A 20,586-nucleotide genomic window follows, 5' to 3' on the forward strand; every position below is an offset into this window, starting at 1 on the left:
TCGGCGCCCCGCCGGGAACGGCGGGCCTGCGAGTGCGGCCCGGCTCGCCGTGGTGCGGGATAGTCTACGATTGTCGGCTAAAAAATCAACGGGCCGGATGCGTTTGTTATCTCCCGGCCCGGCGGCCGTTTTCAGACGGCGTCGGCGACCAGAACGCGAGGGCTTCCGGGCAGTGCGAGAACATCGCATACGCGCCATCCTGCACCGTCCAGCCATTCGCGGACTTCCGCCTCCGGATAGACGACGGTCCCGTCGATCACGAAGTACTCCCCCGCGTGCAGCGCGTCGATCGGGCGCTGCCGTTCGCCGTCGTCGAGGAAGAAGTCCAGCAGCAGCAACGTCGCTCCGTCCCCGGCGGCCGCGCGCGCGTTGGCCAGGATCTTCCGGTTCTGCTCCGCGGTGAACCGGTGCACCACGTGGTTCACCATCACCAGATCGTGCTCCCCGCCCGGTTCCGCGGATTCCGTGGGCGCGGGGTCGATGCTCGTGCGATCCGCGTACCCGGCCGCATTCACCGCGTCGGTGATCCCTTGCGTGGACTCGGGTCCGAAAACGAAGCGAGCGGTCAGTGCGGGATTCGCCCGCAGCGCGCCGATCGCGAATTCCGGCGACAATCCGCCCAGATCGAGCATCGAACGGTAGGGCGAGAAATCGAATGCGCGCGCGAGCATCGACGCGTGCAGCGCGTTGTAGCGCATCACGCCCGCCATGAACGTCGCCCAGCGGCCCTCGTCCATCTGGAGGTCGCCCGGTTTGCCACTGTCCACAGTGGTGTCGAACTGGAGCCAGTGCCCGTAGCTGATTTCGTTGAGGAAGGTCAGGAACGGCGCCAGATCCGTAGCGCCGTCCCCGCCCAGGTACTCCCGCGCGTCGGCGGCCAGCTCGTAGCGGCCGTCGGTGCGCCCCAGCAGGCCGCGCGCGTTCATCGCGTCGGCGAGGATCCTGGTCAACTGCTCGCCCTTGCCGGTGGCGGCGGCGAGTTCCGGCGCCGTGCGCGGACCGTCGGCGAGCGCGCGGAACAAGCCGATCCGCGAGGCGGCGAACAACTGCTTCGCGCCCATGTACCCGATGGCGATGTCGACGATGCGGTCCGGCGCTGGTTTCGTCATGTGGCGGCTCCTCACGGCGTCGGGGGTGCCTCTCCGGGCACCCCGGGGAGCTTTAGTCTACGCACGTCGACAAAAAACACCAGCCCCTTCACCAGGTTCCGTCGGCGGCGACTGCGCGATCGAGCCACAACTCCTTGGTCAGCTCGCGAATCCGGTCCGCGCCGACGCGTTCCAACAGTGCGAGCGCGCCCGCATTGTCCTCCAGTTGCGCCAGTCGCGATACGCCCACGAGGACGTTCGCGGTCACGGGATTGGCCAGGCAGAAGGCAATTCCCAGCTGTGCGGGCGAAGCTTCCAGCTCGGCGGCGATCCGTTGCACCGCAGGCCAAGCGGCGGCGATCTTCTCCCGGATTCCTCCGACATCCGCGCCGATCTTGCGATTCGGCTGCAGATTCCCCACGAGCAGCCCGCCTTCGAAAATGTCCGACGCCTGCAGCGTCAGCTCGCCGGAAGCGAAGAGCGGCGCGTAAAACTCGCCCTCGGCCATCGAACGGCGCGCGAGTCCGTACTTCAGCTGCACGAAGACCGGGGGCTCCACACCACGTTTGCGCGCAATGGCAACAGCTTTGCGCAGATCGTCAATGCGCCAATTGTTCACGCCCCACGCGCGGAACCGGCCAGCTTCCATCTGCTCCGCGACGTCCGCGACGACCCGTTCGAGGTCGACTTCCCCGAAGTAGTCGCCGACCACGACCAGATCGGCCGACTCCACTCCGACGCGTTCGAGGGCGGTGTTCATCTGCTGCGCGAAGCCGACGTTCGGGTAGTCCCAGAGCCAGAGTTTCCCGCAGTAGAGCCAGTCTTCGCGGGCGAGACCGGCCTCGCGCACCGCGCGGCCGAAGATCCGGTCGGTCGTGGAACCCTCGGCGTGCGGGCCCATGTCGTAGTGCGCGACGTCGAAGAAGGCGAGCCCGAGTTCGGCCGCGCGGGCGATCAGCGCCACCGCGTCGCCGAACTCCATCCGGTCCCAGGTGTTCCACGAGCCGAGCGACAACGCCGGCACGCGCGGGAACGCCGGGCCCAGTCCAGGTCGATCCGTCGCCACGATTCCTCCTGCGGTTCAAGGGATTTATTTTCTACGCTTGTATACTATAAGCCCGCGAACCTCGCTCCCGGCGAAAGGAAACGACGATGCCCGCTGCCCGTACCGTGCTGATCACCGGAGGTGCCGGCGGCATCGGCCGCGCGATCGGCGCCGCCTTCGCCCAGGCAGGCGATTCCGTGGTGCTCGCCGACCTCGACGGCGCCGAAGAAGCCGCCAAACCGGTTGGCGGGCGCGGAATCCGGCTCGACATCACCGACGAGACCGCGATCTCGGCGGCGCTCGACGAGATCGGCCCGGTCGACGTCCTGGTCAACAACGCCGGTCTGCTCAGCGTCCACGGCCGGTTGCTGGACCTGCCCGGCCCGGACCTGCTGCGCATTCTCTCGACCAACGTGCACGGCACGTTCCTGATGACGCAGCTGGTCGCCCGCAGGATGGTCGCGCGCGGCGAGCCGGGCGTCGTGGTGAACCTGTCCTCGATCGGCGGGCGGCAGCCGACCCCGGGAATGGGCGGTTACGAAAGCAGCAAAGCCGCGGTCGACGCGCTGACCCGGTGGGCGGCGATCGAGCTGGCGGAGCACAAGATCCGGGTGAACGCGGTCGCGCCCGGCCCGGTCGCGACGCCGATGCTCGCCGCCGCGATGCCGCCCGGATCGCCCGCGCACGACGCGTGGGTGGCGCGGATCCCGGACGGCCGGATGGCGGCGGTCGAGGACGTCGCCGCCGCGGTGGTGTTCCTGGCGAGCCCGGCCGCCGCCCACATCACCGGCACGAGCCTCCCGGTGGACGGCGGCCAGCTGCTCACCTGACCCAGCTGTCCGTGAAGGGCTCCTTGAGGGAATCAGATTCCCTCAAGGAGCCCTTCACGGCCGTTAGGCGATGGCCGAGCGGTCGAAGACGATCTGTCCACCTAGGACGGTCAGGTCCACCTCGACGTCGGGCAGCTCGGCGGGGGTCACCGTGAACGGATCCGCGGACAGCACGCACAGATCGGCCGCCATCCCCGGTTCCAGCGTGCCTTTCCACGACGCGGCGCCGTCCTGCTGGGCCGGGTGCACGGTGTAGCAACGGAGCAGCGTTTCCATCCGCTGCCGCACGTCCTCGGCGGGCCCCATCCACTGGTCCGCGGCGGCGATTTCCTTGCGCCAGTCCGGCGGCAGCACCGGCGCGTCGGACGTCAGGCACAGCGGGACCCCGGCGTCCAGCGCCTCCTGCAGCGGCCACGCGGCGGCCGAACTGCCCGCGCCGAGCGCCGCGTCGACCACTCCGGCGGTGCGCACCGCGATCCCGGCCTGGGCGGACAGCCCGACCCCCAGCCGGGCCATCCGCTTCAGCTGCGCCGCGTTCACCAGGTCGCCGTGGATGACGTAGTGGCCGAGGTCGACGTCGCGTTCCTCCCGGGCCCGTTCGACGGCGTCCAGCATCAGCTCGATCGCCCGGTCGCCGGTCGCGTGCACGCCGACCTGCAGTCCGGCTTCGTGCGCAGTGCGGACCATCCGGGTGAAGTTTTCCTCGCGCTCCGGGTCGTCCGCGCCGCCGACGAGGAGGTGGGCGTGGCTGCCGTCGGCGTAGCAGTGGTGGGTGTAGGCGGAGCGCATCGGCGGGATGCCGTCGGCGAAGATCTTGACCCCGCGGAAGTTCAGCCGGCGCGGGTCGGCACCCGGTCCGTCCACTGTGGCCAGTCCGGCGCGGAAGCGGTCGAAGGTGCTCGGGCCGTCGAGTTCGCCGTACAGCCAGAGTGCGGTCACCCGTGCCCGCAGCAGTCCTTCGGCGGCCAGTTCCCGGTACTGCTCGACGACGGACATGCCGAACGCGCCGATGTGCCCGTCGTCCTCGCCCGGGCCGAGGCCGGGTTCGGTGTAGCTCGTAATGCCCAGCGCGGCAAGGATTTCGCCCGCGCGCAGGATGGCCGCGCGGCGTTCGGCGGCGGTGCGCAGGGGCTTTTCCGGACCGGGTCCGGGCGCGCCGTCGTCGGCGAACAGGGTGTCCGGCCAGAGCGCGCCGAGCCAGGCGCCGTGCAGGTGCGCGTCGTTGATGCCCGGCAGCACCGCGCGGTCGCCGAGGTCGAGCACTCTCGTGCCGGGGCCGATCAGCTCCCGCAGGTCGGCGTCGGTTCCGGCGCGCAGCACGCGTCCGTCCCGCACCGCCAGCGCGGTCGCGGGCGCGGGACCGGCCATGGTGTGCACCGCCGCTGCCCGCAAGACGAGGTCCGCAACTGAGGTCGGCACAGGCGCTCCTGGAGGGATTCGGGGACTCGACATTTTTGTCGACGTCCGTAGACTAACCCATCGTCCGGCCCCGCAGGGCCCGCCAGTCCCCGGAAAGGTTTCCCATGACCGTCCCGACTTCCACCCGCGCCGCGGTGCTGACCGAGCACGGCGCGCCGCTGAAGCTGACCGAACTCCCGCTGCCCGCCGGGCTCGAAGCGGGCGCGGCGCTGGTCCGCGTTTCGTGCGCGACGCTGTGCGGCACGGACGTGGAGATCTGGTCCGGGAAGATGAGTTTCCCGGGCATGCTGCCGATGGTGCTGGGCCACGAAATGGTCGGCGAAGTGGTGGCGGCCGGACCGGACACGCGCGACGCGCTCGGCCGCGCGATCGGGGCCGGGTCCCGGATCGGCTGGTCGGAATCCACCTGCGGCGAGTGTTACGGCTGCACGGTGCTGCGCGAACCGGTCGCGTGCTCGCGGCGCGGCTACGGCTTCCTGCAGCGGTCGGACGTCGCGCCGTTCGCGACCGCCGGACTGTGCGAATACGCCTACGTCGTCCCGGGCGCGGCGAAGCTGCTGCTGCCCGCCGAGGTGCCCGACACCTGGGCCGCGATGGCCGGATGCGCGGCGAAAACCGTGCTGCGCGCGTTCGACCGCGTCGGCGGCGTCCGGCCCGGATCGCGCGTGGTGGTGCAGGGATCCGGCGCGCTGGGCCTCTTCGCGACCGCGGTCGCGCACCTGAGCGGGGCGGGCAGCGTCATCACCGTCGGCGCGCCCGCGTCGCGGCTGGAGCTGGCGAAGGAATTCGGGGCCGACGAGGTGGTCGAGGTCGCGGGCGGTTCGGACGCGATCGTCGAGCGCGTCACCGAGCTGACCGGCGGCCACGGCGGCGACCTCGTGCTGGACTTCGCCGGTGCGCCGTCGATCGGCCGCGAGGCGGTCGCGATGGCGGCGCAGCGCGGGCGGGTCGTGATCGTCGGGAGCACCGGACCGGAGCCGACGCCGGTCCCGCTCGGCACGGTGATGGGCAAGGAACTGACCGTCGTCGGCTCCCTCAACGGCGACATCGCCGATTACCACCACGCGATCGAGTTCTTCGGTTCGTTCGCCTCCCGGATGCCGTGGGACCGGCTGTTCGGCACCCCGGTCGGGCTCAGCGGCGCGAGCGAGCGGATCGAGGCCATGCACCGCCTCGACGAGACGAAAGCCGTCGTCGACCCCCGTCTTCCCTGATCCCTTTCCCGTTACGAGCCAAGGAGGTCTCGTGTCCGCATCCTCGCCCCTGCCCCACCGCAAGATCGGCACGTCCGGTCTGGACGTTTCACTGCTCTCGCTCGGTTCGTGGCACACCTACGACCGGATGGATTTCGCCGACGCCGTCGCGATGATCCGCGCCGCGGTCGAGGCCGGCGTGAACCTGTTCGACGTCGGCGTCTACGGCATGCCCGGCCACCCGCCGGTGTTCACCGACGTGCTCTGGAGCGCGATCATCCGCGCCGCCCGCATCCCGCGCGACGACTACCTGGTCTCGGCGAAGCTGTGGATCGAAGGCTTCGGCGACCAGGGATTCCGGCCGCAGCTGGAAAACGCGTTCCTGCGCGGCGGATTCGACGTCGCGGACCTGGTGATCCTCGGCGACCTGCGCCGAGACGACGTCGCGCTGGAGGACCTGGTCGAGGACCTCGCCGGGCTCACCCGCTCCGGGCTGATCCGGGCGTGGGGCGTCAACAACTGGTCGGCCGGGAACATCGCGCGGCTGCGCGAAATCGCCGAAGCGCTGCAGGTTCCGGGTCCCCAGATCGCGCAGCTGAAGTACAGCATCGGCCGCCGGTCCATTCCGGACGGCGAGCCGTTCGCCCGGCTGTTCGCCGACGGGTTCGTCATGCAGGCGTCGGACGTCCTCGAGGGCGGCATCCTCGCCGGGCGCACCAAGCTGACCCGCGAGATCGGCCGCGACCCCGGCGATGTCCGCAAGCGGATCACGCGCGACGCCCCCAAGGTCGTGCAAGCCGCGGAAGAACTCGGCACGAGCGCGGCGCGGCTCGCGGTCGCTTTCACGCTGACGCATCCGGCGAACGTCACGACGCTTTTCGGCGCGACCCGGATGGAGCAACTGGAGGACAACCTCGCCGCGGTCGACCTGGTCGAGCAGGTCGGGGCCGAGCAGATCCGCGCGCTGGTGGAGCCGTTCTGGGCCGACCGCGACGCCGTCGATCCCGAAGGTCCCTGAGCCCGCCGACCTCCCCGCTCCCTAACCCCGCCCTCGCCGAGGAGACTGCCTTGACCTATCCCCCTGTCCCGTTCGACCCGGAGATCGAGCCCGCGCTCGCCGAGATCGTCCCGGCCGACGCGCCGCCGTTCACCCCGGAGACGATCCCCGGCCTGCGCCGCGCGATGGCCGAGATGTTCCCGCCCGCCGCCGAAGTCGTCGGCGACGCCCCGGTGACCGTCGTCGAGCAGACCATTCCCGGCCCGGACGGCGCGCCGGACCTGGAAATCACCATTCTGTCCCCGCATCAGAGCGACGGCGCGCTTCCCGTCCTCTACAACATCCACGGCGGCGGCATGATGGTCGGCCACCGCAACATGGACGTCGGCCGGTTGCTGGCACTGGTGCTGGAATTGAACGTCGTCGCGGTGAACGTCGAGTACCGGCTCGCCCCCGAGCACCCGCACCCCGCGCCGGTCGAGGACTGCTACGCCGGTCTGGTGTGGACAGTCGAGCACGCCGACGAGCTCGGCATCGACCCGTCGCGCGTCGTGGTGATGGGCGGCAGCGCGGGCGGCGGTCTAGCCGCGGCGGTCTCGCTGCTCGCGCGCGACCTGAATGGCCCCGCCATCGCGGGCCAGCTGCTGCTGTGCCCGATGATCGACGACCGCAACACCACTGTCGCGAGCCAGCAGTACCCCGGCTTGGGCACGTGGACGAGGGAATCCAACCTCGCCGGCTGGCAGTCGCTGCTGGGCGACGCGGTCGGCACCGACGACGTCTCCCCCTACGCCGCACCGGCCCGCGCGACCGACCTGTCCGGGCTGCCCCCGGCGTTCATCGAGGTCGGCAGCGCGGAACCGTTCCGCGACGAGGACACCGAGTACGCGCTGCGCATCTGGGCGACCGGCGGACAGGCCGAACTGCACGTGTGGGCGGGCGCCTTCCACGGGTTCGACATGTATGTTCCGGATTGGCCGATCAGCAAGGCGGCTCTCGAAACCCGGAACTCGTGGCTGCGCCGGATCTTCGGGAAGGCCGGGAAATGAGCGTCCCTCCGGTGCCCTACGACCCGGAACTGGAGCCCGGTCTCGCCGCGTTCCTCGACCTGGTCGAGCGGATCCCGCTGCGCGCGGACACGATCCTGGCCAACCGCGCGCATTTCGCGACGATCATCCCGCCCGCCGAGCAGATCGTCGGCGACCTCCCGGTCGAGCTGACCGAGCACACCGTCCCCGGCCCCGAGGGCGCGCCGGACATCGTGCTCACCGTCGTCCGTCCCGCCGCGGGCGTCGTCAACGCACCCGCCCTGTACAGCATCCACGGCGGCGGAATGGTGCTGGGCAACCGATTCTTCGGTCTCGACGGCCTGATCGACGACGTCCTGCGGTTCGGCGCGGTCGGCATCTCGGTGGAATACCGGCTGGCACCGGAAAACCCGGCCCCGGCCGCCGTCGAGGACTGCTACGCCGGTCTCTTGTGGACAGTCGAGCACGCCGACGAACTCGGCATCGACCCGTCGCGCATCGTCGTCACCGGCGCCAGCGCGGGCGGTGGCTTGGCGGCGGGCGTCGCGCTGCTTGCGCGGGACCGCAGCGGCCCAGCCATCGCCGGACAACTGCTGGCGTGCCCGATGCTCGACGACCGCAACGAGTCCGTGTCCACCCGGCAGTACAACGGAATCGGCGCCTGGGACCGCAACAACAACGACACCGGCTGGGACGCACTGCTCGGCCCGGCGCGCGGCACCGACGCAGCTTCCCCGTACGCGGTCCCGGCCCGGATGACCGATCTGTCCGGTCTCCCGCCCGCGTACCTGGACGTCGGCGCCGCGGAGATCTTCCGCGACGAGACGACCGAGTACGCGCTGCGGATCTGGGCTACCGGAGGGCAGGCGGAACTGCACGTCTGGGCGGGCGGCTACCACGGCTTCGCCGGTTTCTCCCCGGACGCGGAAGTCTCCCGCTCCGCCGTCGCGACCCGCCTTTCGTGGCTGCGCCGGATCCTGCGTGCCGGATGAAGCCGCTCCACACCGAAGCGAGCCTGGTCGACGCGGTGTGGCCGAAAAAACGGCCGGGCGCGCTCCGGATGGCCGTCGTGCTGGGGTTGCTGGAGGTCTTCGGCCCGATCTCCATGGACCTTTACCTGCCGGCACTCCCCCAGCTCGCCGACGATCTCCGGGCCGGGCAGAGCCTCGCGCAGGCGACCATGTCGGTGTGCATGCTCGGTCTCGCCTTCGGCCAGCTGGTCGTGGGCCCGCTGAGCGACCGGTTCGGCAGGCGGCGTCCGCTGCTGGCCGGGATCGGGTTGTTCACCGTGCTGTCGGTGGTGTGCGCGTTCGCGCCGTCGATCGAGGTGCTGCTCGCGGCCAGGTTCCTCCAAGGGCTGTGCGGTTCGGCCGGAATCGTGCTTTCGCTGGCCGTCGCGCGAGACCTCGCCGAGGGCGTCGAACTGGTGCGGCTGCTGGCGTTGCTGACCACCGTCGGGGCGCTGGCGCCGATCGTCGCCCCGGTGATCGGCGGGCAGCTGGCAGCCGTCATCGGATGGCGCGGCATTTTCGGTGTCCTCGCCGGGATCGGCGCGGCGTTGCTGCTCGTCGCAGCGACCGCGCTGCCGGAGAGCCTGCCGCCGGAGGCACGACATCCGCGCAAGGGCCGCGGCGAGTTCCGGATCCTGCTGAAAGACCCGCTGTTCTTGGGTTTCCTGCTGGTGAGCACCTGCGGCGGAGCGGCGTTCTTCACCTACCTGGCGTCGATCAGTTTCGTGCTGCAGGACGGATTCTCGTTGTCGCCGCAGCTGTTCAGCGCGTGTTTCGCGGCGAACGCGGTGATGTCGGTCCTCGGCGCACAGGTGAACCGCGCGGCGGTGCGGCGCGCGGGACCGGTCCGGATGTACGTGCTGGGCACGACCTTCACCGCGGCGGCGGCCGTGGCGATGCTGGGCGCAGTGGTGTTCGGGGCCGGGCTGGCGGCGTTGCTGATCCCGTTGGCGCTGCTGATGTTCGCGGGCGGGACCACGCAGGCGAACGGCAACGCGCTTGCCCTCGCCGATCACGGCGGGCGGGCCGGGACCGCGGCGGCGCTGCTCGGGACGTCGTCGTTCGCGGTCGGGCCGATCGTCGCGCCGCTGGTGTCGCTGGGCGGGACGACGCCGTTGTCGATGAGCCTGACGATGACGGTGGCGTACGGGGTCGCGACCGTGCTGCTGTGGCTGGCGGTGCTGCCTAGGCTGCGCCGATCAGCCTGACTCGAAGACGAGCTGGCCGTCCTCCTCGCCGACCGCCCGGAAGCCCGCTTTCTCGAGCACCCGGCAGCTGGCCGCGTTGCCGGGCAGCACATACGCCCGCAGCTCGGGTGCGAGAGCGGGCTCCGGGTGGTCCTCGTGCCACTGCCGCAGCGCCCGCGTCAGCTCAGTGGCCAGTCCCGCGCCCCACGCCGCGCGGGCCAGCAGGTAGCCGACTTCCCGATGCCCGCTGCGATGGGCGACGCCGAACCCGGCCCGGCCGAGAAATCCCGACGCGCCTTCAACCCGCCACTTCGACCAGCCGCGCGCCCGGTGTTCGGCGATGAACCGCTCCAGCCGTGCCCGGGTCGCCTCGCGGGTCTGCGGGCCGCTCGTCATGTGCTGCATGACCTCGCGGTCGGCGTGCAGGGCGGCGAGATCGGCCACATCCTCAGGAAACCAGGTGGTCAGGCGCAGCCGAGCCGTGCGGAGGATTTCCTCCCGGCCGGTCACCAGCCGGGGTGGTACGGCATCGGCGGGGTTTTCGGCAGCAGCCACGCGCCGGTCGCCCGGTGCGCCGCCAGCACGAGCGCGGCGACCGGGACGATCAGCCACAGGAACCCGCTCGGGAAGGTCATCTGCAGGGTCGGCGGCGCGCTCTTCCGGACGAAGCTGGAACCGAGGCCGACGATCATGAAGACGACGATGTCCAGCACCGCCAGGCTGCTGCCGACGAGCACGCAGACCCGGCCCGCCGGGGAACGCTTGAACAGCCCGATCGCGCCGGCGACGCTCAGTGCCGCGATCGCCAGGTCCGCGGCGCCGACGATGCCGCTGGAAAGCAGCCTGCTCGAGGAGGGATGGCCGACCATCCGGAGCACCGCCACGACGAAGCCGATCGTGCCCACCAGTCCGATGACCGAGGCCAAGGTCGCCGCGGCGACCGCGGTAGCCCCGAAGTACGCGGTCGGCGGCGGCTGCTGCGGCGGGAGCTGCGCGCCGTAAGCGGGCGGCAGCGGCGAGTACGGCTGCGGCTCCATGCCGGGATAAGGCCCTGGGGTCACGACGGCGGTTCCTCCGAGGTCAGGAAGACATTTTCGGCTCATCCTGCCAGGTCAGCGGCCTTTCCCCGGCCCGATTGCCCGAACGGACGACACGCGGTTCGCCGGCGCCTCTCGCGATACGGCCAGATAGGTGTTACCTTAGGTAACAGTGAATCGCGGTAACGCCTAATCAATGTCGCTCAGGGAGGACCGAATGACCAGCGCAGACGTGCAACGAGCACCGGAAGCAGCCCCGTCCGGCCGGCACGAGACCGCGCAGCGGCTGCTCGACTCCTCCGCGACCCTGTCGTACGACCCGGCCACCGAGGTCGACTGGGAAACCCCGCTGGACAAGGACTTCCACGGGGCCAGCCCGGAGTGGAGCACGCTCTACGGCACGAGCTACTGGGCCGAGATGACCCCGGAGCAGCAGAAGGAGCTGACCCGCCAGGAGGCGGCGTCGGTCGCGAGCACCGGGATCTGGTTCGAGATGATCCTGCAGCAGATGGTGCTGCGCGACTTCTACGCCAAGGACCCGACCGACCCGGCGTTCCAGTGGGCGCTCACCGAGATCGCCGACGAATGCCGCCACTCGATCATGTTCGCCCGCGGCGCGCAGAAGCTGGGCGCTCCCCCGTACCGGCCGCGCAAGCTCGCCGTCGAACTGGGCCGCGTCTTCAAAGCGGTCGCCGGCGGCGAAGCGGCGTACGCGGCGATCCTGGTCGCCGAAGAGGTCCTCGACGTGATGCAGCGCGACTGGATGCGCGACGAGCGCGTGGTCCCGTTCGTGCGCACCATCAACAACATCCACGTCGTGGAAGAGTCGCGGCACATGAAGTTCGCCCGCGAGGAGACGCGCGAGCAACTGGAGGGCGCGGGAGCCGTGCGCCGCCAGATCAACGCGCTGGTCATCGCGATCGCGTCGTACTTCATCGTCAGCAGCATGGTCAACCGCGACGTGTACAAGAACGCCGGGCTGGACGCCGAGCGCGCGCTGCGCGAGGCGAAGAACAACGAGCACCACAAGTCGATGATGCGCTCGAGCTGTGCCGGGCTGATGGAGTTCCTCGGCTCGTGCGGGCTGCTCACGAAGCCGGCGCTGGTGTTCTACAAGCGGGCGAATCTGATCTGACATGGCCTTCGCGATCACCCAGACCTGCTGCAACGACGCGACGTGCGTGTCGGTCTGCCCGGTCAACTGCATCCACCCGACGCCGGACGAGCCGGACTTCGGCACCACCGAGATGCTCTACGTCGACCCGGCCACGTGCATCGACTGCGGTGCGTGCGCCGACGCGTGCCCGGTCGACGCGATCTTCCCGGTGGACCTGCTGACCGATTCGATGAAGGTCTACGCGGGGATCAACGCGGACTTCTTCGCCGACCGCCCGCCGGTCGCCGCGAACCCGGCGCCGAACTTCCACCGCTGGGGCCCGCCGACGTTCGACCGGGAGATCCCGAGCGACCTCGAGCCCGCGGACGTGGCCGTCGTCGGCACCGGCCCGGCCGGGATGTACGCGGTGGAAGACCTGTTGCTGCACACCAACGCGCGCGTCACGCTGATCGACCGGCTGCCGGTCGCGGGCGGTCTCGTGCGCTTCGGCGTCGCCCCGGACCACCCGGACACCAAGCGGATCGGCGAGACGTTCTCCCGGTTCCACGACCACCCGCGGCTGAAGCTGAAGCTCGGCGTCGAGGTCGGCCGTCACGTGACGGCGGACGAATTGGCCGAGCGGCACGACGCGGTGATCTACGCGGTCGGCGCTTCTTCCGCGCGCGCCCTCGGCCTCTCCGGCGAGGACCTGCCCGGCAGCCTCGCAGCGACGACGGTCGTCGCCTGGTACAACGGCCACCCGGACGTCCCCGCGCACGCGGTCGACCTCTCCGCGGAGCGGGTCGTGCTGATCGGCACCGGCAACGTCGCGCTCGACGTGGCCCGGATCCTCACCGCCGACCCGGACGATCTCGACGGCACGACCATCGCCCCGCACGCGCTGGAACGGTTGCGCTCCAGCAAGGTCCGCGAGGTAGTGCTGCTCGCGCGGCGCGGCCCGGAAGACGCCGCGTACACCTCGCCCGAGCTGATCGCGTTGGCGCAGCGGGAGAACGTGCCGCTCGTCGTCGACACCGAAGACCCACGCACCGCGGCTGCGATCGACGCGGGCACCGGAAAAGCCGCGCTGCTAAAGGACTTGGCGCGCGAAACCGTCGACTGGACCGCCCCTCCCTCGGACGGTCCGCGCCGGATCGTGCTGCGCTTCCACTCGGCCCCGGTCGAGATCACCGGCGACCGGCAGGTGCGCGGGCTGCGCGTCGAGGGACCTTCCGAACCGGTCGAGATCGCCGCCGGCCAGGTGGTGCGCGCCGTGGGCTACCGCGGCCGCCCGGTGCCCGGTCTCCCGTTCGACGACGCCACCGGCACGATCCCGAACACCGCGGGCCGCGTCGAGGGCCGAACCGGTACGTACGTGGTCGGCTGGATCAAGCGCGGCCCGTCGGGCGGAATCGGCGCGAACCGCACGTGCGCGAAGGAAACTGTGGCGACGCTGCTGGCGGACATCACCTCCGGCGAGGTTCCGCTGCGGGGCCGCCGATCGCCGATCGCCGCGCTGGCGGCGCGGTTCAGGGGTCGCTGACCCAGTTCGTCCCGGAAGTCCCGGCCGCAGTTCGCGGCCGGGACTTTTCGTATGCGTCGAGTCTTGCCCAATTGTCGGACAATCTGGCAATCTAGTGCTCACGCCGAGCCAGGCAGGGGGACTGATGACGATCGAAGGCCTGGGTGCGAACATCCAGCGGCGCAGCACCGCCGAGCAGGCGGCCGAAGCCGTCCGGCAGGCGATCCTGTCCCTCCGGCTGCCGCCCGGCACTCCGCTGCGCGAGGCCGCGCTCGCCGCCGAACTCGGGGTCTCCCGCAGCACCCTCCGCGAGGCCGCGCGGACTCTCGAAAGCGAGGGACTGGTCCGGTACCGGATGAACCGCGGCATCGTCGTCGCGGACGTCACCGGTCCGGACGTCGCCGACATCTACGCCGCCCGCAAGTCCGTCGAACTCACCGCGGCCGACGCTCTCACCGACCACCGCGACCCGGAGATCTACCGGCAGCTGGCCGACCTAGTGGACCGGATCGAGCAAGCCTTCGACCAGGACGACACCGCCACCGCGCTCGACAGCGACCGGCTCTTCCACGCCACCCTTGTCAGCGCCACCGGCAGTCCCCGGCTGTGCCGCTTCCACGCGCAGCTCCAGCAAGAACAACGCCTCGCCCTCGCACTGGCCGAACGCTCGCGCCGCGAACTCGGCCGCGCCACCGACGACCACCGCCAGCTGCTGGACGCCCTGCACGGCACCCGGAGCGAAGCCAGAGCCGGAATCACCGCACATCTGCAAGCAGGCGCCGCCGAATTGGGGCGGTTGCTCGACTTGCTCGCCCACCACGACGAAAGCGAGAAACCTCGTGGCTGACCCCGACGGCCTGTGGGACCTGATCGTCACGCCCTGGCACCTCGACCAGCACCTCCCGGACTTCCCCGTGCCCGCCTCCGCGACCCAGGTCGTACCGCCGGTCCTGCCCGCGGAGTCCGTACCCGCCCGAATGAACCTGCTGCACCAGGCGACAGCCGACGCAGTGGCCCGGGCCGCCAAACCCCTGGTGCTCTCCGGTGACTGCCCCACGAGCCGCGCCGCGGTGGCCGCGCTGCAGCGACGCCACCACGACCTCGCCGTCCTGTGGCTCGACGCGCACGGCGACTTCAACACCCCCGAGATCTCCACCAGCGGCTACGTCGGCGGCATGGCACTGGCGATGCTCACCGGCCGCACCGAGGGCCTGTTCGACGACCCGCTCGGCCTGCGCCCCGTCCCCGACACCAGTGTCGTGCTCGCCGACGCCCGCGACCTCGACCCCGCCGAACGCAACGCGCTCGCCGCCAGCCGCGTCCGCCGCGTGCCTGCCGACCCCGCCGCCATCACCACCGCCCTCGCCGAGCTGGGCCCGATTCCCGTCTACGTCCACCTCGACATCGACGTGATCGACAGCGCCGAACTCCCCGGGGCGCGCTTCCCGTCCGGTCCCGGCCCTTCCGTCGCCCGGATCGAAGAATGCCTCGCCGCTGCGTGCGCGTCCGCCGACGTCGTTGGCGCTTACCTCGCCTGCGCCTGGCTTCCCGAGCACGCCAACGACCAGAGCACCCGCGAGACCATCTCCCGGCTCACTGCTGCGCTCGGCGCCAACGTCGCCTGGCACGAAGCCGTCGTCACTCCGCCTTCTGCCTAGCCGCCAGGGTCTCCTCCACCTCCGGCACCCAGAAACTCAGCTCCAGCGTCTTCACACTCGCCCAATACGACAGCAATCTCCCCTGCGCGACCAGCGCCGGAAACGCCGCCGCGAACAGGACCGCCGCGCACGCCGCGAACACCGGATGCGGCCCGACGATCAGCTCGACCACCGCGGCCACGAACCCGAAGGCCATCGCCGGGCTGGAATTGCGCAGCATCAGCCCGGCGGTGCGCAGCCGGGTCGCCTCCAGTGCCGCGTCGGCGTCGTGCAGTTGCAGGGCCGAAAGCAGCAGGAACGGATCCGCCTCGACGAATGCTTGGCCGCGCGCGGAAGGGTTGCGGCGCAGGAACTCCTCCCGTGGGTTCCGCTTCCGCCGCCGCGGCAGCCACCGTCCGGCCCGTGCGCCGAGCGGGTACGCCAGGTATCCGAGCAGGTAGCTGGCCACCGCGATCCCGATCACCAGCACCACGCCCGGTCCGCCCGAGACGGCGGCGAGGTCGATCCAGTGCAGCCGTCCGGCGAGGTAGGCCAGGACCGCCAGGTGCAGGGCGCCCGGGATCGCGTAGGCGAAGAGGTCGAAGAGTCCGATCGCGAAAGTCACCCGGTGATCCAACACCGGCCGCACCCCCGCCGGTACGGCTTTTCAGGCGATCACGCCGACGAACCGCCTCCCCTGGCGAGCGCCTGCACCCGGTTCATCGGGCCGTTGTAGTAGTTCTGGTCGCCGGGCAGGCTGCCGGTGCGCGAGAACTGCCAGATGCTCTGCTTGTCCCAGCCCGCCGGGAGTTCGCCGATCTGCGGGGCGTACCGGGCGAGCCACAGCGGGTTGGTGTCGCCGAACCCGCCCGCGTTGCCGGTGCAGAGCTTCCACCACGACGTCGAGGTGTAGATGATCGCGCTGCGGCGCTGTTTCGCCAGGTACCGGTGGGTGAAGTCGGCGATCCACGCGGTCATGTCGGCCTGGCTCTTGCCGTAGCAAGCGTCGCCGTAGGGGTTGTATTCGATGTCCAGCGCGCCCGGCAGGGTCGTGCCGTCGCCGCGCCACGCGCCGCCGTGGGCGATGAAGTAGTCGGCTTGCTGTGCGCCGCTGGAGACGTCCGGGCGGGCGAAGTGGTACGCACCGCGGATCAGGCCCGCGTTGTGCGCGCCGTGGTACTGCTGGTCGAACTGCGGGCTCACGAATCCGGTGCCCTCGGTCGCCTTGACGTAGGCGAACCGCGCGCCCGCGCCGGCGGCCTGGCCCCAGTCGACCGCGCCCTGGTGTCCGCTCACGTCGTGGCCGAGGGTCTGTCCGGTCGCCGGGTCGAACCGCGGGCTCCCGCTTTGCACGCCCTCGTGCCGCAGAATTTGTGAACCGGCAACGTTCTCGCCGGCCTTCGAGTAGTCCGCGGCGGCGGCCGGTCCGGCAGTCGCGACGCCGCACGCCAGCGCCACGACCGACACGACGGCGGCCAAGCCGAGCCGCCAGGGGTTGTCCGTTGCTGTCCGGGTCACCGAGACTCCGATCTTCACGGCGGCAGGTCCACGCCCCATCGTGGGGCACAACGCGGCGCGAGGCTGGCTGCGTCACCCGGACGTGAACGAGTTTCCGATAGCCGGAATCCCGCCAGTGGTCCAGACAACTGTGACCGAGTTGTGACCGGCGGCGCCGAGCTGGGCGTTTAATTTGTTGTGGCCGACCACAAACTGGTTGGCAATTTCCCTACCGGCGGAGGTGTCCCCACGTGAACCGGACTCATCGACCACCCGGGCGGCCGTCCCGATCCCGCGGACCAGCACTGATCGCCCTGGCGCTGCTCGCCGCGGCCGGGATCGCCGTCCCCGCCGCCGCGGCCCCAGCGTCCGGGCAGGCGGGCTGCACCGGCCAGTCCGATCAGCCGGACTTCGGGCCGAACGTGCACATTTTCGACCCGGGAATGCCCTCCGCGACGATCCAGGCCCAGCTGGACAAGGACTTCGAGGCGCAGAAGGACACCCAGACCGCGCAGTTCGGCTCGGGCCGCGTCGCGCACCTGTTCAAGCCGGGCGCCTACGCGGTGCACGACAACGTCGGCTTCTACACCTCCGTCGCCGGGCTCGGGCAGAACCCGGACGACGTCCAGATCAACGGCGACATCACCGTGGACGCCTTCAACGAGTCCGACCAGGGCTCCGCGCTGCAGAACTTCTGGCGTTCGGCGGAGAACATGGCCGTCACGCCTTCCAGCGGCAGCGACCGGTGGGCGGTGTCGCAGGCCGCGCCGTTCCGCCGGATGGACATCAAGGGCGGGCTGCAGCTGTTCCCGGCCAGCTACGGCTACGCGAGCGGCGGCTACGTCGCCGACACCCGCGTGTCCGGGCAGGCCGCGTCGGTGTCGCAACAGCAGTGGTACACGCGGGATTCGGCGCTGGGAAGCTGGGACGGCGGCGTGTGGAACATGGTCTTCTCCGGGACCACCGGCGCGCCCGCCAATTCGTTCCCGAACCCGCCGGAAACGACGCTCGACACCACTCCGGTCTCGCGCGACGTGCCGTACCTGTACGTGGACAACGGCGGCAACTACCGCGTCTTCCTGCCGTCCCTGCGCACGAACGCGTCCGGGCCGAGCTGGGCGAACGGCGGCACGCCCGGCGATTCCGTCCCGATGAGCCAGTTCCGCGTCGTCAAGCCCGGCGACACCGCGGAGAGCATCAACAGCTCCCTCGACGCCGGCTGCAACCTGTTCTTCACCCCCGGCGCGTACCACCTCGACCAGACGCTGAACGTGACCCGCCCGGGCACGACGGTGCTCGGCATCGGTTACCCGACGCTGATCCCGGACAACGGCGTCGACGCGATGCACGTGTCCGATGTGGACGGTGTGCGGGTGAAGGGCTTGCTGTTCGACGCGGGCACGCCGAATTCGCGAGCGCTGCTGACCGTCGGCGAAAGCGGGAAGCACACAAGCCACGCGGCGAATCCGACGTCGCTGCAGGACGTGTTCTTCCGCGTCGGCGGCGATCTGGCCGGCAAGGCGACCAACAGTCTCGTGGTGAACAGCGACAACACCATCGTCGACCACGTCTGGGCGTGGCGCGCCGACCACGGCAACAGCGGCACGGTCGGCTGGACCACGAACACCGCCGACACCGGAGTGCTCGTCAACGGCGACAACGTGACCGCGACCGGGCTGTTCGTGGAGCATTACCAGAAGTTCCAGGTGGTGTGGAACGGCCAGAACGGGAAGACGATCTTCTTCCAGAACGAAATGCCTTACGACGTCCCGGATCAGGCCTCGTGGAACTCCGCGCCCGGCACCGCCGGGTACGCCGCGTACAAGGTCGGCCCGGACGTGACGTCGCACGAGGCGTGGGGCTTGGGCAGTTACTGCTTCTTCGACACCAACCCGGCGGTTTCGAGCTATCACGCGTTCGAGGTGCCGCAGAACGGCGGGGTGAAGCTGCACAGCCTGCTCACGGTGTCGCTGAACCACCGCGGCACGATCACCCACGTCGTGAACGACACGGGCGACGTGACCCCGGACGGCACCAAGCCGGTCAACGTCCCGAATTATCCGTGACTCGACCTGGTCCCTGCGGCCGTGAAGGGCTCCTTGCGGGAATCTGATTCCCGCAAGGAGCCCTTCACGGACCGAAACCCCGCGCCTCAGTCCAGCGCGGTGGCTCGGCTGGCCTTCTCCCAGGAGTCGAGATCCTGAGTCAGCGCACCGATTTTGCCGCGGATCGCGTCCACCGCGTCGCCGCCGAGCGCGAGCCGCAGCGGCGCGTCGGGCGCGTCCACCGCCTGCAAGATCGCTGCTGCCGCCTTCGCCGGATCACCGGGCTGCGTCCCGTCCATCCCCTCGATCGCGGCGCGGGTGGCGGCGGTCGATTCGGCGTAGGCGTCGATCTTGCGGGAGCGGTGCATCGCGGTGCCGCCGAACGACGTCCGGAACGCGCCCGGCTCCACGATCAGCACCTTGACCCCGAGCGGTTCGACCTCCGCCGCGAGCGCCTCGGACAGGCCCTCCAGGGCGAATTTCGCGGCGCAGTAGGCCCCGAACGCGGGCGGCGCGAGCAGTCCGCCCATCGAACTCATCTGCACGATCGTGCCGCTCCCCTGTTCCCGCAGCAGCGGGACGACAGCCTTGGTCATCGCGACCGCGCCGAAGAACATCACCTCCAGCACCGCGCGCAGTTCGGGCATCGTCAGCTCCTCGACGGCACCGACCGAACCGTGGCCGGCGTTGTTGACCAGCACGTCGATCCGGCCGAACTCGTCGAGCGCGGTCCGCACGGCGGCGTCGATCCGGGCCGGGTCGGTGACGTCCAGCGCGGCGGTGCGCACCCGGTCCCCGCCCGCCTCGGCGAGGTCGGCGAGCGTTTCCGGGTCGCGTGCGGTCGCGAGAACCCGGTCTCCCGCGGCCAGCGCGGCCTGGGCGAGTTCGCGGCCGAAGCCGCTCGAGCACCCGGTGATCAGCCAGACGCGGCCGTCGGTTTCCTCGGTCATTGAGCAGTCCCTCCAGTGGTTCTTCCGCCTCCGATCGTGGCGTGTGCCTGCCGGGGTCCGCCAACACCGGTTCGCTGGCGGGCTACAGTCTCAGCCTGTGACCCCTGAGCTGCGGCAGCTGCGCTACTTCGTCGCCGTCGCCGAGACGACGAGCTTCACGCGTGCGGCCGCGGCTCTGCACATCGCGCAGCAGTCGCTGTCGCAGCAGATTTCCGTGCTGGAACGCCAGCTCGGCGCGCAGCTCTTCGACCGCGACGCCCGCGGCACCCGGCTCACCCCGGTCGGCGAACTGTTCCTGCCCGAAGCGCGCGCGGTGCTCGCCCGCGCCGACGCCGCGGTGGCGACGGTCGCTCGCGCGGTCCGCGGCGAGATCGGCGCGCTGCGGCTGGCTTTCCTTGCCAGCACGGCGAATTACCTGCTCCCGCCGGTCGTGCGCGCGGTGCGGGAGCAGTTCCCGGAGCTGACCGTCACGACCGCGGAAGTCTCGATCGCGGAGCTCGTCGAGGGTGTCCTCGACGGCCGCTTCGACGCCGGTTTCACCCGTCCGCCGCTGGTCGACGGTCTGGCGACGCACGTCCTGCTGACCGAGCAGGTCTGCGCGGTCCTGCCCTCGGGCCATCGGCTGGCCGACCGTCCGACGCTGCGCCTGGCCGACCTCGCGGACGAGCCGTGGGTGCTGACGCCGCGGGCGTCGTGGGATCCCTGGCACCGCAAGTACGACGCCGATTTCGCCGCGGCCGGGTTCACTCCGGACGTCGTGCAGCGCACCGCGACCGTGCAGGGCCTGCTGGGGCTGGTCGCGGCCGGGGTCGGCGTGACGCGGCTGGCGGGCTCAGCGCACAGCCTGCGCCGCACCGGGGTGGTGTTCGTGCCGCTGGAGGGCGAAACCGCGCACACGGTCGTGGTGTGGCGCGCGGACGGCCCGCGCCCGGCCGCGCTGCTGGACGTGGCGACCCGGCTGGCCGAGACGACGGATCTTTCCGGCGCGGGCTGATCCCCGCGCCG

The 20,586-nt window shown here is 70.7% G+C and carries 20 protein-coding genes; 12 read left to right on the forward strand and 8 right to left on the reverse strand.

Annotation, left to right across the window (positions count from 1 at the left end):
- Positions 1-131 precede the first annotated feature (131 nt).
- Together EIZ45_RS15465 and EIZ45_RS15470 are read right to left on the reverse strand one after the other, a co-directional pair.
- The gene (locus EIZ45_RS15465) at positions 132-1,109 is read right to left on the reverse strand and encodes a methyltransferase dimerization domain-containing protein (RefSeq protein WP_134662932.1); all 978 of its coding nucleotides are present in this window, start codon (positions 1,107-1,109) and stop codon (positions 132-134) included.
- An 88-nt stretch (positions 1,110-1,197) separates the two neighbouring features.
- Entirely contained in the window at positions 1,198-2,154 is a 957-nt protein-coding gene (locus tag EIZ45_RS15470; RefSeq protein WP_134662933.1) for an aldo/keto reductase, read from the reverse strand.
- A gap of 86 nt (positions 2,155-2,240) precedes the next feature.
- Here EIZ45_RS15470 and EIZ45_RS15475 point away from each other — a divergent pair, with 86 nt between their 5' ends.
- Positions 2,241-2,963: an SDR family NAD(P)-dependent oxidoreductase gene (locus tag EIZ45_RS15475; RefSeq protein ID WP_134662934.1), complete on the forward strand. Its 723-nt coding sequence runs from the start codon at positions 2,241-2,243 to the stop codon at positions 2,961-2,963.
- A 63-nt stretch (positions 2,964-3,026) separates the two neighbouring features.
- Here the strand turns inward: EIZ45_RS15475 and EIZ45_RS15480 are convergent, their stop codons facing one another.
- Entirely contained in the window at positions 3,027-4,382 is a 1,356-nt protein-coding gene (locus EIZ45_RS15480) for an amidohydrolase (protein WP_240690622.1), read from the reverse strand.
- Positions 4,383-4,486: 104 nt separating this feature from the next.
- Here EIZ45_RS15480 and EIZ45_RS15485 point away from each other — a divergent pair, with 104 nt between their 5' ends.
- The 5 genes from EIZ45_RS15485 to EIZ45_RS15505 are packed head-to-tail and all read left to right on the forward strand — an operon-like array spanning position 4,487 to position 9,818.
- Complete coding sequence (locus EIZ45_RS15485) at positions 4,487-5,596, forward strand: zinc-binding dehydrogenase (RefSeq protein ID WP_134662936.1); 1,110 nt, start codon at positions 4,487-4,489, stop codon at positions 5,594-5,596.
- A 31-nt stretch (positions 5,597-5,627) separates the two neighbouring features.
- Positions 5,628-6,593, forward strand: coding sequence for an aldo/keto reductase (locus EIZ45_RS15490; RefSeq protein WP_134662937.1), 966 nt, complete (start codon positions 5,628-5,630; stop codon positions 6,591-6,593).
- Between the two features lie 50 nt (positions 6,594-6,643).
- Positions 6,644-7,621, forward strand: a complete 978-nt coding sequence (locus EIZ45_RS15495) for an alpha/beta hydrolase (protein ID WP_134662938.1) — start codon at positions 6,644-6,646, stop codon at positions 7,619-7,621.
- Entirely contained in the window at positions 7,618-8,592 is a 975-nt protein-coding gene (locus EIZ45_RS15500) for an alpha/beta hydrolase (protein WP_134662939.1), read from the forward strand. Before EIZ45_RS15495 ends, EIZ45_RS15500 begins: the two co-directional genes overlap by 4 nt.
- Positions 8,589-9,818, forward strand: a complete 1,230-nt coding sequence (locus EIZ45_RS15505) for a multidrug effflux MFS transporter (RefSeq protein WP_134662940.1) — start codon at positions 8,589-8,591, stop codon at positions 9,816-9,818. The genes EIZ45_RS15500 and EIZ45_RS15505 overlap by 4 nt, the downstream gene beginning before the upstream one ends.
- Here the strand turns inward: EIZ45_RS15505 and EIZ45_RS15510 are convergent.
- On the reverse strand, positions 9,810-10,307 hold the full coding sequence (locus tag EIZ45_RS15510) for a GNAT family N-acetyltransferase (RefSeq protein ID WP_205669902.1): 498 nt from the start codon (positions 10,305-10,307) through the stop codon (positions 9,810-9,812). The genes EIZ45_RS15505 and EIZ45_RS15510 overlap by 9 nt on opposite strands.
- A complete protein-coding gene (locus tag EIZ45_RS15515; RefSeq protein WP_134662942.1) occupies positions 10,304-10,858 on the reverse strand; it encodes a hypothetical protein in 555 nt (184 codons plus the stop codon). Before EIZ45_RS15515 ends, EIZ45_RS15510 begins: the two co-directional genes overlap by 4 nt.
- Before the next feature lie 193 nt (positions 10,859-11,051).
- Between EIZ45_RS15515 and EIZ45_RS15520 the strand changes: the two genes are divergently transcribed.
- From EIZ45_RS15520 to EIZ45_RS15535, 4 genes are all read left to right on the forward strand, one after another.
- Positions 11,052-11,969 (forward strand): diiron oxygenase, encoded by a 918-nt coding sequence (locus tag EIZ45_RS15520; RefSeq protein ID WP_134662943.1) that lies wholly within the window; start codon positions 11,052-11,054, stop codon positions 11,967-11,969.
- Position 11,970: 1 nt separating this feature from the next.
- Positions 11,971-13,473, forward strand: coding sequence for an FAD-dependent oxidoreductase (locus EIZ45_RS15525; protein ID WP_134662944.1), 1,503 nt, complete (start codon positions 11,971-11,973; stop codon positions 13,471-13,473).
- Positions 13,474-13,597: 124 nt separating this feature from the next.
- Positions 13,598-14,299: a GntR family transcriptional regulator gene (locus tag EIZ45_RS15530; protein WP_134662945.1), complete on the forward strand. Its 702-nt coding sequence runs from the start codon at positions 13,598-13,600 to the stop codon at positions 14,297-14,299.
- On the forward strand, positions 14,292-15,110 hold the full coding sequence (locus tag EIZ45_RS15535) for an arginase family protein (RefSeq protein WP_134662946.1): 819 nt from the start codon (positions 14,292-14,294) through the stop codon (positions 15,108-15,110). Before EIZ45_RS15530 ends, EIZ45_RS15535 begins: the two co-directional genes overlap by 8 nt.
- Here EIZ45_RS15535 and EIZ45_RS15540 read toward each other — a convergent pair.
- Positions 15,091-15,714 (reverse strand): hypothetical protein, encoded by a 624-nt coding sequence (locus EIZ45_RS15540; RefSeq protein ID WP_167756456.1) that lies wholly within the window; start codon positions 15,712-15,714, stop codon positions 15,091-15,093. The two genes, EIZ45_RS15535 and EIZ45_RS15540, sit on opposite strands and share 20 nt — an antisense overlap.
- Positions 15,715-15,764: 50 nt before the next feature.
- Positions 15,765-16,607, reverse strand: coding sequence for a lysozyme (locus EIZ45_RS15545; RefSeq protein ID WP_051728577.1), 843 nt, complete (start codon positions 16,605-16,607; stop codon positions 15,765-15,767).
- 230 nt (positions 16,608-16,837) lie between these two features.
- On the opposite strand from EIZ45_RS15545, the gene EIZ45_RS15550 reads away from it, so the two are divergent.
- Complete coding sequence (locus tag EIZ45_RS15550; protein ID WP_134662947.1) at positions 16,838-18,652, forward strand: hypothetical protein; 1,815 nt, start codon at positions 16,838-16,840, stop codon at positions 18,650-18,652.
- Positions 18,653-18,738: 86 nt separating this feature from the next.
- Here the strand turns inward: EIZ45_RS15550 and EIZ45_RS15555 are convergent, their stop codons facing one another.
- Positions 18,739-19,581 carry an oxidoreductase gene (locus tag EIZ45_RS15555; protein WP_134662948.1) on the reverse strand — a complete coding sequence of 281 codons (843 nt, stop codon included), beginning with the start codon at positions 19,579-19,581 and terminating at the stop codon, positions 18,739-18,741.
- A gap of 97 nt (positions 19,582-19,678) precedes the next feature.
- Between EIZ45_RS15555 and EIZ45_RS15560 the strand changes: the two genes are divergently transcribed.
- Complete coding sequence (locus EIZ45_RS15560) at positions 19,679-20,575, forward strand: LysR family transcriptional regulator (RefSeq protein WP_134662949.1); 897 nt, start codon at positions 19,679-19,681, stop codon at positions 20,573-20,575.
- Positions 20,576-20,586 lie beyond the last annotated feature (11 nt).

The sequence above is a fragment of the Amycolatopsis sp. CFH S0740 genome (assembly GCF_004522315.1).
Lineage (GTDB): Bacteria > Actinomycetota > Actinomycetes > Mycobacteriales > Pseudonocardiaceae > Amycolatopsis > Amycolatopsis nivea.

Bases quoted from the DNA above. Each gene is read 5' to 3' on its own strand.
- EIZ45_RS15465 (WP_134662932.1), bottom strand. From the start codon at position 1,109: ATGACGAAACCAGCGCCGGACCGCATCGTCGACATCGCCATCGGGTAC.
- EIZ45_RS15475 (WP_134662934.1), top strand. From the start codon at position 2,241: ATGCCCGCTGCCCGTACCGTGCTGATCACCGGAGGTGCCGGCGGCATC.
- EIZ45_RS15485 (WP_134662936.1), top strand. From the start codon at position 4,487: ATGACCGTCCCGACTTCCACCCGCGCCGCGGTGCTGACCGAGCACGGC.
- EIZ45_RS15500 (WP_134662939.1), top strand. From the start codon at position 7,618: ATGAGCGTCCCTCCGGTGCCCTACGACCCGGAACTGGAGCCCGGTCTC.
- EIZ45_RS15505 (WP_134662940.1), top strand. From the start codon at position 8,589: ATGAAGCCGCTCCACACCGAAGCGAGCCTGGTCGACGCGGTGTGGCCG.
- EIZ45_RS15520 (WP_134662943.1), top strand. From the start codon at position 11,052: ATGACCAGCGCAGACGTGCAACGAGCACCGGAAGCAGCCCCGTCCGGC.
- EIZ45_RS15525 (WP_134662944.1), top strand. From the start codon at position 11,971: ATGGCCTTCGCGATCACCCAGACCTGCTGCAACGACGCGACGTGCGTG.
- EIZ45_RS15530 (WP_134662945.1), top strand. From the start codon at position 13,598: ATGACGATCGAAGGCCTGGGTGCGAACATCCAGCGGCGCAGCACCGCC.
- EIZ45_RS15555 (WP_134662948.1), bottom strand. From the start codon at position 19,581: ATGACCGAGGAAACCGACGGCCGCGTCTGGCTGATCACCGGGTGCTCG.